At 73.9% G+C, this 13,058-nt stretch carries 12 protein-coding genes; 6 read left to right on the top strand and 6 right to left on the bottom strand.

Annotated features, from left to right (window positions below):
- Positions 1 to 24: 24 nt before the first annotated feature.
- Positions 25 to 1,494, bottom strand: a complete 1,470-nt coding sequence (locus OKX07_RS04810; protein ID WP_265630719.1) for a family 20 glycosylhydrolase — start codon at positions 1,492 to 1,494, stop codon at positions 25 to 27.
- Positions 1,495 to 1,688: 194 nt separating this feature from the next.
- On the opposite strand from OKX07_RS04810, the gene OKX07_RS04805 reads away from it, so the two are divergent.
- Entirely contained in the window at positions 1,689 to 1,958 is a 270-nt protein-coding gene (locus OKX07_RS04805; RefSeq protein WP_265630718.1) for a GlsB/YeaQ/YmgE family stress response membrane protein, read from the top strand.
- A gap of 103 nt (positions 1,959 to 2,061) precedes the next feature.
- On the opposite strand, the gene OKX07_RS04800 is transcribed toward OKX07_RS04805, so the two are convergent.
- Positions 2,062 to 3,453 (bottom strand): UTP--glucose-1-phosphate uridylyltransferase, encoded by a 1,392-nt coding sequence (locus tag OKX07_RS04800; protein WP_265630717.1) that lies wholly within the window; start codon positions 3,451 to 3,453, stop codon positions 2,062 to 2,064.
- A 194-nt stretch (positions 3,454 to 3,647) separates the two neighbouring features.
- Here OKX07_RS04800 and OKX07_RS04795 point away from each other — a divergent pair, with 194 nt between their 5' ends.
- Together OKX07_RS04795 and OKX07_RS04790 are read left to right on the top strand one after the other, a co-directional pair.
- Positions 3,648 to 4,487 carry an SMP-30/gluconolactonase/LRE family protein gene (locus tag OKX07_RS04795; RefSeq protein ID WP_416220825.1) on the top strand — a complete coding sequence of 280 codons (840 nt, stop codon included), beginning with the start codon at positions 3,648 to 3,650 and terminating at the stop codon, positions 4,485 to 4,487.
- Positions 4,488 to 4,763: 276 nt separating this feature from the next.
- Positions 4,764 to 5,222, top strand: coding sequence for a nitroreductase/quinone reductase family protein (locus tag OKX07_RS04790; protein WP_265630716.1), 459 nt, complete (start codon positions 4,764 to 4,766; stop codon positions 5,220 to 5,222).
- A gap of 124 nt (positions 5,223 to 5,346) precedes the next feature.
- On the opposite strand, the gene OKX07_RS04785 is transcribed toward OKX07_RS04790, so the two are convergent.
- A complete protein-coding gene (locus OKX07_RS04785) occupies positions 5,347 to 5,949 on the bottom strand; it encodes a DUF305 domain-containing protein (RefSeq protein ID WP_265630715.1) in 603 nt (200 codons plus the stop codon).
- Between the two features lie 173 nt (positions 5,950 to 6,122).
- On the opposite strand from OKX07_RS04785, the gene OKX07_RS04780 reads away from it, so the two are divergent.
- The 3 genes from OKX07_RS04780 to heR all read left to right on the top strand — a co-directional run bounded on the left by OKX07_RS04780 (position 6,123) and on the right by heR (position 8,906).
- Complete coding sequence (locus OKX07_RS04780) at positions 6,123 to 6,842, top strand: response regulator transcription factor (RefSeq protein WP_265630714.1); 720 nt, start codon at positions 6,123 to 6,125, stop codon at positions 6,840 to 6,842.
- The gene (locus OKX07_RS04775) at positions 6,839 to 7,960 is read left to right on the top strand and encodes a sensor histidine kinase (protein WP_416220824.1); all 1,122 of its coding nucleotides are present in this window, start codon (positions 6,839 to 6,841) and stop codon (positions 7,958 to 7,960) included. The genes OKX07_RS04780 and OKX07_RS04775 overlap by 4 nt, the downstream gene beginning before the upstream one ends.
- A 142-nt stretch (positions 7,961 to 8,102) precedes the next feature.
- On the top strand, positions 8,103 to 8,906 hold the full coding sequence (heR, locus tag OKX07_RS04770) for a heliorhodopsin HeR (protein ID WP_265630713.1): 804 nt from the start codon (positions 8,103 to 8,105) through the stop codon (positions 8,904 to 8,906).
- Positions 8,907 to 8,946: 40 nt separating this feature from the next.
- On the opposite strand, the gene OKX07_RS04765 is transcribed toward heR, so the two are convergent.
- The 3 genes from OKX07_RS04765 to OKX07_RS04755 form a co-directional block, all read right to left on the bottom strand.
- Positions 8,947 to 10,377: a 4Fe-4S binding protein gene (locus OKX07_RS04765; protein WP_265630712.1), complete on the bottom strand. Its 1,431-nt coding sequence runs from the start codon at positions 10,375 to 10,377 to the stop codon at positions 8,947 to 8,949.
- 51 nt (positions 10,378 to 10,428) lie between these two features.
- Positions 10,429 to 11,994 carry a hypothetical protein gene (locus OKX07_RS04760; protein ID WP_265630711.1) on the bottom strand — a complete coding sequence of 522 codons (1,566 nt, stop codon included), beginning with the start codon at positions 11,992 to 11,994 and terminating at the stop codon, positions 10,429 to 10,431.
- A 126-nt stretch (positions 11,995 to 12,120) separates the two neighbouring features.
- Complete coding sequence (locus OKX07_RS04755; RefSeq protein WP_265630710.1) at positions 12,121 to 13,020, bottom strand: F510_1955 family glycosylhydrolase; 900 nt, start codon at positions 13,018 to 13,020, stop codon at positions 12,121 to 12,123.
- Positions 13,021 to 13,058: the final 38 nt, after the last annotated feature.

Here is a 13,058-nt window from a genome sequence, read left to right as displayed (position 1 = left end):
GGGCCGGGGTCTGACGGGCCGGCGTCAGTCGTCCCAGGTGCCCTGCGCCGAGCGGTGCCACACCAGGCCCATGCGGTCCCAGTGCCGGCCGTGCCGGCGCAGCCGCGCCGCGAAGTCGTCGTAGTCCCGGCGCCCGGGCGCGCTCCACGCGACCTCGGCGACGGCCGCGAGCCGCGGCAGCAGCATGGTCGTCAGGTCCTCGAGCGTGCGCAGCGTCTCGGTCCACAGGGCGGCCTCGACGCCGATGACGGCCTCGGGCGGCAGCCCGGCGACGAGGTCCGCCGGCTCCCAGTCGTAGGCGTCCCGCAGGTCGACGCACCCGGCCCACTGCAGCCCCAGGGGGAAGTCCGGCGTGTACTTCATGTCGAGGTACACCCGGGACCCCGGGGAGAGCAGGATCTGCGCTCCGTCCCGGGCGGCGGCGACGAACGGTGCCGGGTCCACCCGCGTGTCCCAGTACTGCACGACGGTCCCCTCCGGCAGGTCCGGCACGGAGGCGACCTCCTGCCACGCGACGACGCGCTTGCCGTGCGCGGTCACCGCGGCCGACGCGGCCCGGACGAGCCGCTCGTACTCCTCGTGCCCCATCGTCAGGACCTCGTCGCCGCCGATGTGCAGGTACCCGCCGGGCGTCATGTCGGCGAGGTCCCCGAAGACGTCGGCGAGGAACTCGTGCGTCGCGGGCAGGTCGTCGGACAGGCGCGAGAAGCCGACGTCGATGCCGAGGTACTCGGCGGCGGGCTCCCCGTCCGGGTTGAGCTCGCGGTAGGCGTGCAGGGCCGCGTTCACGTGCCCGGGGACGTCGATCTCGGGGACCACGCGGATGGCGCGGGCACGGGCGTACGCGAGGATCTCGTCCCAGTCGGCGGCCGAGTAGTGCCCGCCCGGGTCGCCGTCCACCGAGTGCGCGCTGGAGCGGCGCACCAGCTCGGGCCGTGACGGCAGGTCCAGGCGCCACGCCTGGTCGTCGGTCAGGTGCAGGTGCAGCACGTTGAGCTTGTAGTGGCCCATCAGCCCGATGACGACCTTGAGGTCCGGCACGCTGACGAAGTGCCGCGCGACGTCGACGGACAGGCCGCGCCACGGGTACCGCGGGGAGTCCTCGATGCGCACCGCGTCGATCTCGACGCCGCCGTCGGGGCGCTCGCGCACCAGCTGACGCAGCGTCACGACGGCGTGGACGAGGCCCTCCGTGGTGCGCGCCTCGAGGCGCACCCGTCCCGCGCCGACGACGACCCGGTACGTCTCCGGGCCCGGCGGCAGGTCCTCGACGAGCCGCATCCGCACGACGCCCGCCGCGTCCAGCTCGGCGTAGCGGATCTCGACCGCGCGGCCGGTGACCCGGCCCAGCAGGTCGGCGGTGAGCACGGCGATCGGCATGAGGTCGTCGTCCGCGTCGACCACGACGATGGTCGAGCGGGTGATCACGAACGGTTGGAGCGGCAACGGCTGGACGACGAGCGGCGCGGGCACGACCGCGAAGGCGTCGGACACGGGACTCCCTAGGGACGGTGGACGGCCCCCCCAGCACGGCAACCTACCGGCCCGGCGTACACCGCATGCCCGGTTCGTCGGAGTCTCGTCTCCCGCGTCGAAGCGCGTCCGCGACGCTCTCGACAGGCGAAGTTGCCCGACCTGCCCTAGTTTCCTCCCAGACCGACTATCGGTCCTGACCTCTGAGGAGTGACATGGGTATCGGCGGAATCATCAGCGCCATCATCGTCGGCGCGATCATCGGCGCACTCGGCCGCCTGGTCGTGCGTGGCCGTCAGCACATCTCCATCCTGGTGACGATCCTCATCGGCATCGTCGCGGCCATCATCGGTACGTGGCTCGCACAGCAGGTGGGCGTCGCCGTCACGGACGGCATCGACTGGATCGAGGTCCTCTTCCAGGTGATCCTCGCGGCCCTGTTCGTGTCGCTGTACGCGGGCTACGCGGGCAAGCGCCGCCGCTGAGACGACGCACCCGAGGGCCGGCACCTGGCGTCACGCGCCTGGGTGCCGGCCCTCGCCATGTGCAGGGCCGGGCCGGGCCGGCCTGGAGGTTGCGCGCGTCCGATCAGGGGCGCGCCGCCGCGGCGGCACCGTGCGCGTCGAGCGTCGCGCCGTCCGGCACGACGCCCCCGTCACCGACCAGCGCCGCGTCACCGACGACCCGCACGTCGCGCCCGAACGTCCAGTCCCCGCGCACCGTCAGGGACGTCGACCCGCGCAGCGACGGGACGTGCGGCACGTGCGCGTCGAAGTCCCCGACGAGCGCGAAGTGCGCCGGGTCCAGGTCGACCAGGGGCGCGTCGACGACGGCGACGAGCCGGTGGGCGGGGTCCTCGTCGTACACGTCGGACCGCAGGACGAGCAGGTCGTTCGTCGTCTTGACGGGCAGGAACCGCTCGCGGCCGACCTCGAGCACCGCGGCGCCGTCGAACACCTCGATCGCGGCGCCCATCGCGGACTCGATCTGCACCACCTTGGGCGAGGTCTTGTCCGTCGGGTCGACGTGCTTCTCGTTGCGGATCAGCGGCAGGTCGAGCACGCCCCCGGTGCGCTCGAGCTCGGCGGCCAGCGCCTCGAGGTCCAGCCACAGGTTGTTAGTGTTGAAGTAGGCGTGCGTGGCGATGTCCGCGGCGGCGTCGGCGTCCTGCGGCGCGGTCTGCGCGGACTCCCGCAGGACGATCCGCCCGTCGCTGCGACGGACCACCAGGTGACCGCCCTTGCGGTCGGCGGGCGTGCGGCGCGCGACCTCGGCGGCGAACGGTGCGCCCGTGCCCGCGAACCAGCCGGCGACGCGCGCGTCCGGGGTGGCGCCGAGGTTGTCGGAGTTGGAGACCGATGCGTACCGGAAGCCCGCGTCGAGCAGGGCCGTCAGGACGCCGGACGCGAACAGCGCCGGGTACAGGTCCCCGTGCCCGGGCGGGCACCACTCGAGCGTCGGGTCGGCCTCCCAGGTCACGGGCGCCAGGCCGTCGACGAGCAGCTTGGGCTCGCGGTTCTGCAGGAAGTCCAGGGGGACGCCGTCGACGGCCAGCGCCGGGTGGGCGGCCAGCGCCGCGAGGCTGTCGTCGCGCGTGCGGAACGAGTTCATCAGCACCAGCGGGAGCCGCGCCCCGGTCGCCTCGCGGGCCGCGAGCACCTGGTCGGCGATGACGTCGAGGAACGTGCGGCCGTCGCGCACGGGCAGCAGCGACTTGGCACGGTCCATGCCCATCGACGTCCCGAGACCTCCGTTGAGCTTGATGACGGCGGTGCGCGCGAGGGCGTCGGCCGCCGCGGCGTCGTCGACGTCGAGGGCGTCGAGGTGCGGCACGCCCGTGAGCGGGTCGACGTCCGCCTCCCGGACGATGCCCGTGCTGCCGGACTCCAGGAGTCCGTGGAACCGGGTGAACACGTCGACGGCGGCCGCGGGCACGCCGGCGTCACGCATCTTCTGCTGGGCGAGGGCGAGTCCGTTCATGCGTCGACTGTAGGAGGCATCGGGTCACCCGAGCCGGTGAATCCGGTCACATCGGTCACGACGGGGCGGTTGTTCACGTGACGCTCACCGGAGGGCCCGACCCACGGCTGCTCGACGCGAGCGGGCGGGGTGTCGACGTGCGTCGCGGGGGTGGGCGCGTCAGGCTCGGACCACCCGACCACCGAGGAGCAACCGTGCTGCGAGCCGAGCAGGTCACCGACGCCGTCGCCTACCACGGCGAGGGTCCGTGCTGGTCACCGACGTGGGGCGGGCTGCGCTGGGTCGACCTGCTCGCGGGCGACCTGCTGACGCTGCGCGACGGCACGGTCGACCGGCTGCACGTCGGGGAGATCGCCGCGTTCGTGCGGCCGCGCAGCCGCGGCGGCTACGTCGTGGGGCTCGCGCGCGGCATCGGGCTCGCGGAGTCCCCGGACGGTGCCCCGACGCCGCTGCCGGAGCTGTGGTCCGACCCCGGTGTGCGGATGAACGAGGGCGGCTGCGACCCGTGGGGGTACCTGTACGCGGGGTCGATGCCCTACGACGTGACGCCCGGCGGTGCCGCGCTGTACCGGATCGCACCGGACGGCGACGTGGAGGTCGTCCTCGACGACGTCACGATCTCCAACGGGATCGACTTCTCCCCCGACGGCACGCTCGCCTACTACGACGACACCGCGACCGGCCGGACCGACGTGTTCGACGTGGTCGACGGGCGCCTGACGCACCGCCGGCCGTTCGTCACGGGCCGGGACGCGAGCCCCGACGGGCTCGTCGTCGACTCCGCCGGCAACGTGTGGGTCGCGATGAACCGCGACGGCCGCGTCCGCTGCGTGTCCCCGTCCGGCGACGTGCTCACGGAGGTCGAGCTGCCCGTGCGCCTCGTGACGGCCTGCACGCTGGGCGGTCCGGACCTGCGGGACCTGTACATCACGACGTCCCGCGAGCACCTCGACGACCCCGAGCCGGAGGCGGGCGCGCTGTTCCGCGTCCGCGTCGACGTGCCGGGGCGCGCGGTGCTGCCGTACGGCGGCTGAGCCCCCGTCGACGTCCCGTTCCCGGGGGGCTCCCGCCCCGCGGGAGCGGGCGGAGATCGCCCACCGCACCGCGTCGGCGACCACGGGCCGGTCTCGCGGCAGCGACCTGCCGCCACGGGGCGATGACGGCCTGCGAGCGCGCTCGTGCGCCGCAGCGGCTCGTCCTTTCGACCGGTGACAGCCCGTCCGGATGTCGGACAGGCTGGCGCGTGGCCCGTCGCAGGGGTGTCGCGATCGTCGCGTCCCGCCGACGTCCCGGGCCGGAGGGAACCTGCTGTGGACGCCGCCGCACCGACCCCGAAGCTCCCGCCCCGCTGGTTCATCCGGACGGCGTGGGTGGTGCACCGGGCGATGTACCGGGTCTCCCGCGGGCGGTTCGGGCTGTGGACGCCCCGCCCCGGTCGGTGGGGGACGGTCGTCCTGCGCACGACGGGCCGGCGCAGCGGCGCCGAACGCGCGGCGATCCTCGCCTACCTCGAGGACGGACCGAACCTCGTCACCCTGGCGATGAACGGGTGGGCCGACCCCGAACCCGCGTGGTGGCTGAACCTGCAGGCGACACCGGAGGCGACGGTCGACCTCAAGGACGGCCGACGCGACGTCCGGGCCCGCGCGGCGCAGGGTGCCGAGCGCGACCGCCTCTGGGCCGCGTACCTCGCGATCGACGCGAGCACCGCCCAGCACGCCGCCCGACGCAGCCGCCCGACGGCGATCGTCGTCCTGGAGCACCGGTAGCCCCCCGATCGGACGCGCGGCGGGCCGCCGGGCCCAGAAGTGGTCGCATCTGCCCGGTCGCGGCCGGGCAGTGGTCACATGTGCGACCAGTTCCGGGGTGGATCGGGGCGGGCTCGGCCGGTGGTCAGGAGCCCGTCCGGAGGGCCTGCATCTCGGCGATCTCGGTGGTCTGGGCGTCGATGATCTGCTGGGCGAGGTCCAGGGCGTCGGGGTTCTCGCCGTCCTCGAGCTGACTCTCGGACATCACGACGGCGCCCTCGTGGTGGGCGATCATCAGCTCGAGGAACCGCTGGTCGAACGGGTCGCCCTCGAGGTCGTCGAGCACGCCCATGGCCTCGCCGTGGTCCATGCCCTCCATCTGCATGCCGCCGTGGTCCATGCCCTCGTGACCCACCGGTGTCGCGTCCTCGCCCCACGCCTCGAGCCAGCCCGCCATCAGCTCGATCTCCGGGGACTGGGCCGCCTCGATGCGCTCGGCCAGCGCGAGGACGGCGGGGTCGTCCGCTCGCTCGACCGCGAGGCCGGCCATCTCGATCGCGCCCTCGTGATGCACGATCATCATCTGCGCGAACGCGGTGTCGGCGTCGTTGTGCGCCGCGACCTCGGACCCTGCCCCGACGCTCGCCGACGGCGCCGAGGCCCCGCTCTGCCCGGCGCACGCGGTCAGGGCAGCCCCCAGTGCGAGGGCGGCCGCAGCGGCGGCCAGACGTCGACGCGTGCGGTACATGGGAGCTCCCAGGGGTCGGGGATGCGGCGGTCGTCGACGCGTGGTGCGCCGTCCGGGTGACATGACCCAGCGTGCGGGGTGCGGCTGAACGCGTCGTCGTCGTTCGATCAAGATCCGATGAAGGTGCCGATCGCACGCGCTGCGGCTGCGACGCTCCGCCACACAATGAGGGCGTGAGCATCCCCGGGCCCGTGGGCCGACGCGCGGTCGTGGTCGACGACGAGCAGGCCCTGGCCCGACTGGTCGCCGGCTACCTCGAACGGGACGGGTTCGAGGTGCACGTCTGCCACGACGGGACCGAGGCGCTGGACCTGCTGCGCCAGGTGGACCCCGACGTCGTCGTCCTGGACCTCGGGCTGCCGGGCGTCGACGGCGTCGAGCTGTGCCGCCGGCTGCGCACGTTCTCCGACTGCTACGTCCTCATGCTGACGGCCCGGGCGGAGGAGGTCGACACGCTCATCGGGCTGTCGGTCGGCGCGGACGACTACATGACCAAGCCCTTCAGCCCTCGCGAGCTCATGGCCAGGATCGGGGTGCTGATGCGGCGGCCGCGGCGCTCCCCGGCCGCCGCTCCACCGGCGGCCGAGCCCGCGGTGACGGTCGGGTCGCTGACGATCGACCCGGCCGCCCGCGAGGTGTGCGTCGACGGCGACCCGGTCGCCCTGACACGCACCGAGTTCGACGTCCTCGCAGCCCTGGCCTCGCGGCCGGGCCTCGTCTTCAGCAGGCCCGCGCTGATCGAGGCCGTGTGGGGGCCGGGCTGGGTCGGGGACGAGCACCTCGTGGACGTCCACGTGCTGCACGTGCGCCAGAAGCTCGGGGACAGCGCCGAGCAGCAGCGGTTCGTCCGCACCGTGCGCGGCGTCGGCTACCGCATGGGCCCCGGCCGGTGACGCGTCCGACGCCCGCCGAGCCGGCCCGATGGGGCCTGGCCGGGCGGCTCCTGGCGGGCATCGGCCTGGTCATGCTCGCCGGGGCGATCACCGCCTGGGCGGTCGCCACCCAGGTGGGGCCGGCCGTCTTCCACGAGCACATGCTCCGCGCCGGGCTCGACGACCACGACGAGGCCGTCCTGCACGCCGAGGAGGCGTTCCGGTCCGCGAGCACCATGGCGTTGGGGTTCGCGCTCGCGGCGGCCGGCGTGGCGAGCTTGGCGGTGTCGCTGGTCCTCACCCGCCGGATCGGTCACTCCCTGGCGTCGCTGTCCGCCGCAGCCTCCGACCTGGGCACGGGCCGGTACGACTCACGCGTCCCGTCACCCGCGATGGGCCGGGAGTTCGACGACCTGGCGGAGGCCTTCAACCAGATGGCCGCCCGGCTGCAGGACGGCGAGCGTCTGCGCACCCGCCTCCTCGCCGACGTCGCGCACGAGGTCCGGACGCCCGTGGCGACCATGACGGCCTACCTCGAGGCCGTCGAGGACGGGGTGCAGGCCCTCGACGCCGACACCGTGGCGCTCCTGCGCGACCAGGCCACGCGCCTGACCCGGCTGTCCGAGGACCTGGCGGCCGTGACCCGCGCGGAGAGCGGCGACCTGGCCCTCGACCGTCGGCCCGTCAGCCCGGGCGACCTCGTGTCGGCCGCGCTGGCTGCTGCGCGCGAGCGCGCCGCCGAGCGCGGCGTGCGCCTCGACGACGACGTCGCCGCCGGGCTGCCGGACGTCGACGTGGACCGGCTGCGGCTCGCGCAGGTGCTGGACAACCTGGTGGCCAACGCGCTGCGGCACACCCCGGCCGGGGGCGCGGTCACGCTGCGCGCCGCCCTCGCGGGCGACGGGCGGGTAGCGCTGAGCGTGCACGACACCGGCGAGGGCATCGCACCCGAGCACCTGCCGCACGTGTTCGAGCGCTTCTACCGCGCCGACACCGCCCGGGACCGCGCCCGCGGGGGGTCAGGGATCGGCCTGGCGATCTGCCTCGCGCTCGTGCACGCCCACGACGGGACGCTCACCGGCGCCAGCCCGGGCCCGGGCGGCGGAAGCACCTTCACGGTGACCCTCCCCGGCGGGTGACCGGTCGGGTCCCGGCCCGGTCGTCCCGGCGGGTCCGTCGTGAGCCTGCGGGCCGCGGGCGGTGTCGCCCCTCTGTCGATAGGTTGGGATCCGCGCGCGCCGCGGGGAGACGCGGCGTGGCGGCGGACCAGGGAGCGCACGCATGGCGACGGCCAACCCCCCGACCGGGACCACACCGGCGGCAGACCTGACCGCGCGGTTCCGCTCGCTGCGCCGGTACAACGTGATCGCCGCCGTCGCGCACGCGAGCCAGGCCGCCGCCGTGGTCGCCCTGTCCAACGACTTCGCGCTGCCCGTCACGGCCAGCTACCTCGAGGGCCCGCCGGGGACGCCCGCGGGTGAGCCGGTGCTGATCCTCGACCTGCCCCTCGGGCCCGCCGTGGCCGCGTTCTTCGCGCTCTCGGCGCTCTTCCACGCGATCGTCGCCTCACCCTGGGGCTTCGGCCGCTACACCGCGGGTCTCCGGCAGGGTCACAACTACTTCCGCTGGGTCGAGTACTCGCTGTCGAGCACGTTGATGATCGTGCTCATCGCGCAGATCACCGGCATCACCGACGTCGCCGCGCTGCTCGGGATCGCCGGCGTGAACGCCTCGATGATCCTGTTCGGGTGGCTGCAGGAGAAGTACCACACCCCCGGTGACGGCGGCTGGCTGCCGTTCGTCTTCGGCTGCATCGCCGGCGTGGTCCCGTGGCTCGCGATCCTGGTCTACGTCGTCTCGCCCGGATCCACGAGCGCGGCCGAGCCGCCCGGGTTCGTCTACGGGATCATCATCTCGATCTTCCTGTTCTTCAACGTCTTCGCGCTCATCCAGTGGCTGCAGTACCGGCCGGTCGGCAGGTTCTCGGACTACCTGCTGGGCGAGCGCGCGTACATCACGGCCAGCCTCGTCGCCAAGACGCTCCTGGCGTGGCAGATCTTCGCGAACACGCTGGTCCCGAGCTGACCCACCGGTCGCTGTCCGTCCGGTGGCGCGTCGCACCGCGTCACATGCGGTGCGCCATGGGCAGCAGGAACATCCACACGTTGATCGCCCCGAGCAGCGCGATGATCGCGACGTACGGGGTGAGCGTCGCTCGGCGGCGCTCGCCGGTGCGGTGGCGGCGGTGGGCGATGCGACGCGCGGTGTAGATCGAGCCTGCGATGCCGAGGCCGAGCAGGGCGAACTGCAGGACCTGGATGGTCCCGGTGCTCAGGAGCGCCGGGTCGCCGCTGACGCCTGCGCCGAAGACGTTCGCCACGGTGTAGTAGACCGATCCGCCTTCGGCGAGCAGGTGGAACAGGTTGTGCGCGAGGTGCCCGGCGACGTCGAGCGGGATCAGCGCGTACCCGAAGCGCGTGAAGTTGAGCCGGGTGTCCTCGAGGTTGCGTGCGGCGGCGACGCGCGACGCGACGGCCAGCAGGGCGACTGGCACCGACACGGCGACGACGAACGCGACGGTGAAGATCACCGGGTAGCTGGTGATGCCGGTGGTGGCCTCGATCCAGGCGAGGACGTCGGCCCAGACCTCGAGCATGGTGACGTTCTGGATCAGGACGATGCCCATGATCGCCATGGCGAGCATCGACTGCTCGATCTTCGGCTTGGTGACGAACCACAGCTCGGAGGTGGGCTTGCGCAGGCGGATCTGGATCGCGTCGTTGGGGCAGGACTTGACGCAGTTGGCGCACAGGTTGCAGTTGGCGCTGTCCTCCATGGTCCGGGGGAACGTGAACAGCGGGCACCCGGCGACCTTGTCGTTGCCGTTGTAGCAGACGGCCCTGGACCTGCACGTCGTGCAGACGGCGCTGTCGGCGCGCAGCTCGACCATCCCGACGCGGGCGTAGTTGCCGGCCAGCCCGCCGAGGAAGCACAGGTACCGGCAGAACGTGCGCCGCTGGAACAGCGCGCCGGAGGCGATGACCGCGGTGGTGAGCAGCAGGAGCAGGATGCCGGAGCCCCACGGGGACTCGACGACGCCCCACACGTGGTCGGCCCAGGTGATGAGGAGGAACGAGGCGTCGATGATCCAGATGCCGTAGCGCTTCAGGAAGCCCGGGACCGGGCGGTTCACCCCGACGAGCTTCTGCACCGCATCGGACAGTGCCCCGAAGGGGCACACCGCGCACCAGAACCGACCGAGCAGCACGAACACGATCGGGATGACCGGCCACCACAGCACCCACATCAACGCGGTCCCGGCGTTGTCGTGGGCCGAGTCCGGACCGGCGAGCAGCTGGTAGGCCACGAGCCCGAACACCGCCGCGATCGGGATCTGGAAGATCTTCGGGTACCAGCCGGAGCGCAACGACCGCGCGACCCAGGGGATCGTCATGAGGTTGCGGCCCACCGGGGGCGGGGTCAGGTCGGGACCGGGGCTGACGTCGGGGTCGGTCGGCCCGGCAGGCGGCGGCGGGGTGAGCGTCGGGGTCGTCATCGCGGGTTCCTGGGGTTCGGGTGCGGTCGCGGGTTCGGGTGCGTGTGCGGGTCAGGCGGGGGACGGTGTGGCGCCCGCGCGGGGACGGTGACGCGGACGGTCCCGGTCACGGCGACGCAGGACGGCCGCGGCGACGAGCACCGCGCCGTTGACGCCCGCGAACGTCGCCAGGACCGCGACCCGGGGACGCTCCGGGGCGGGCCCGGCCGGCGCACCGTGCCCGTCGTCGTGCCCGTCGTCACCGGTGCTCCCGGCACCCGCGTGGCTGCTGTCCTCCTGCGCCGGGTCGGCGCCGTGCTGGGTGTGGTCCTCCTGCGCCGGGCCGGCACCGTGGACGGTGTGGTTCTCCTGCGACGGCTCGGTGCCGTGGTCGTCGTGGCCGTCCTCGCCCTCGATGTGGTCGTGGTCCCCCGGCGACGCGGGGAACGTGGCGGCGGGGGCCGCGGGCGGGTCGGTGAACGCCGCGGTGTGAGCGTGCCCGTCGTCCCCGTGGTCGGACCCGGTGCCGCCGCCGTCGTCGGGCCCGCTGTAGTCGGGCACCGTGAGGGACGGTGGGGTGGACGGGCGGGACGCGGTGCGGGGGGTGAACGAGATGCCGTTGGGCAGGTCTCCCACCTCGACGGTGGCGGTGACGGTGGCGGTGGTCAGGTCGAGGACCGAGACCGTGTCGTCGTAGAGGTTGGTCACCCACGCGACCACGCCGCTCGGGTCGATCACGACGCCGTGCGGGCCGGAGCCGGTGCGGACCGTCTCCGACACGGACATCGTCGCCGTGTCGATGACGGACACGGTGCTGCCGGGGGCGTCGGTGCTGCCCTGGTCGGCCGACAGCAGGCGTGACCCGTCCGGGGTCAGGTACAGCTGGACCGGTGGCGACGGGACGGTGACGCTACGGAGCACCTCCTGGGCCGTGAGGTCGACCTCGACCACGGCGCTCTGCCCGGCGAGGCTGACGTACGCGAGGCGCCCGTCCGCGGACACCGCGACCTGCACCGGGGAGCTGCCGACGGCGATCGTCGCGGTGCGCGTCAACGTGACGGGGTCGACGACGTCGATCGTTCCCGCCGAGGTGTTCGCCACGACGAGGACCGTCCCGTCGGCGCCGAGGCGCAGGCCGTGGGGTCCGGCACCGAGAGCCACCGTGCCGGTGGGCGTCGGGCCGGCCGCGTCGTACCGCGCCAGCGTGTCCTCACCGGCGCTGGTGACGTAGACGCTCGCGCTGTCGGGCGACAGGACCACGTGGGCGGGGCTCGCCCCCGTCGGCGCCGTGCCGAGCAGCTCGAACGTCGCGGCGTCCAGGACCGCGACGGCGCGGTTCTCCCCGCTGACCGCCCAGACCGTGGCGCCGTCCGGGCTGGCCTGCACGTTGTGCGGCGAGGGGATCCCGGAGACGGTGGTCACGACCTCACCGCTCGCCGCGTCGATCGCCGTCAGCGTGCCGTCACCCTCGTTCGCGACCCACACCGTCCCCGCCACCGCACCGGCCCCGGCAGGCTCGGCCGCCGCGCTGGCAGGGGGCGGGGACGCGGGGCCGGCAGTGGAGCCGCACGCCGCGAGGAGCAGGGTGCTCGCGGCGGCGACGAGGCCGACGATCGGGCGGCGGGCAGGGGACGACATCGGCACTCTCCACACGGGTTCAGGGGTCCGGACCTCTCGCTCCTGACTCTGGGTCCCGCTCCCCGCGCGCACGCTCGCCGTCCGATGAAGATCCCGTTGACTTCCGGCGGTTCGGCCGCCGGCGAGTCAGGAGCCGGCGAGCGGGGCGAAGCCGTCCGCGAGGTCCACGGAGTCGAGGACGGCGTCCTCGGTCACGACGACCACGCGCAGGGACCCGCCGGCCCGGCGATGAGCCGCCACCGCGTGCGGGGCGCCCTCGACGCGCGCCGCCTCGTCCCACGTCGCGCCGGCGTCCGCGCTGACGGCGACCACCCCGTCCGGGGTCACGCCGACGACCGTCCGGTCGTCCGCCCAGTCGACGATCTGCAGCAGCGGGGCGTCGGCGACCGGGTCCCAGGTCCCGCCCGCGTCGGTGGACCGGACCGGGCCCGCCTGATGGGTCACCACGATCGTGCTGCCGTCGGGGGACACGTCCATCGCGAACGGCGCCACGGGTGCGACCAGGTCGCGCCAGACCTTGCCGTCGTCGGTGCTCTGCAGCGCGGCGCCGTCGAACGCGACGACCCGCGCGCCGGACGCGGTCAGGGCGTGGAAGTCCGACTCGCCCTGGCGCGAGAGCGCCGTCCACGTCTCGCCACCGTCCGTGGACTCGATCAGCCCGACCGGGTCGGGCAGATCGGTGCCGGCCCCGGGATGGCCGGACGCGTAGAAGTGACCGGGTCCGGCGACGGTGAAGCCCATCAGGTCGATCACGGGTCCCACGCGGGTGGGCCCCGACGCGTCGTAGCGGAACAACCCCTCATGGGTGGCGAGGTGGACCAGCCCGTCCTCCGGGTCGATCCCGACGCCGTGGACGTGCGCACCGGGCAACGCCCCACCCGCCTGGGTGGTCCCCGCGTCCGAGGTGCCGGCCGACGACGGGCCCGGCACGGTCCCTGGGCCGTCGGCCGGCGAGCACGCGGCGACCGCGAGGGACAGACCGAGTGCGGCCGCCGTCGCGGTGACGCGCCGTGGAGCGCGGTTCATGGGATCTCCTGACGTGGGTGCGCCCGGCCGGGACGGGA

It is taken from the genome of Cellulomonas sp. S1-8 (assembly GCF_026184235.1).
In the GTDB taxonomy this organism is placed as follows: Bacteria; Actinomycetota; Actinomycetes; order Actinomycetales; family Cellulomonadaceae; genus Cellulomonas.
This window is presented reverse-complemented; position numbering and strand designations above follow the sequence as displayed.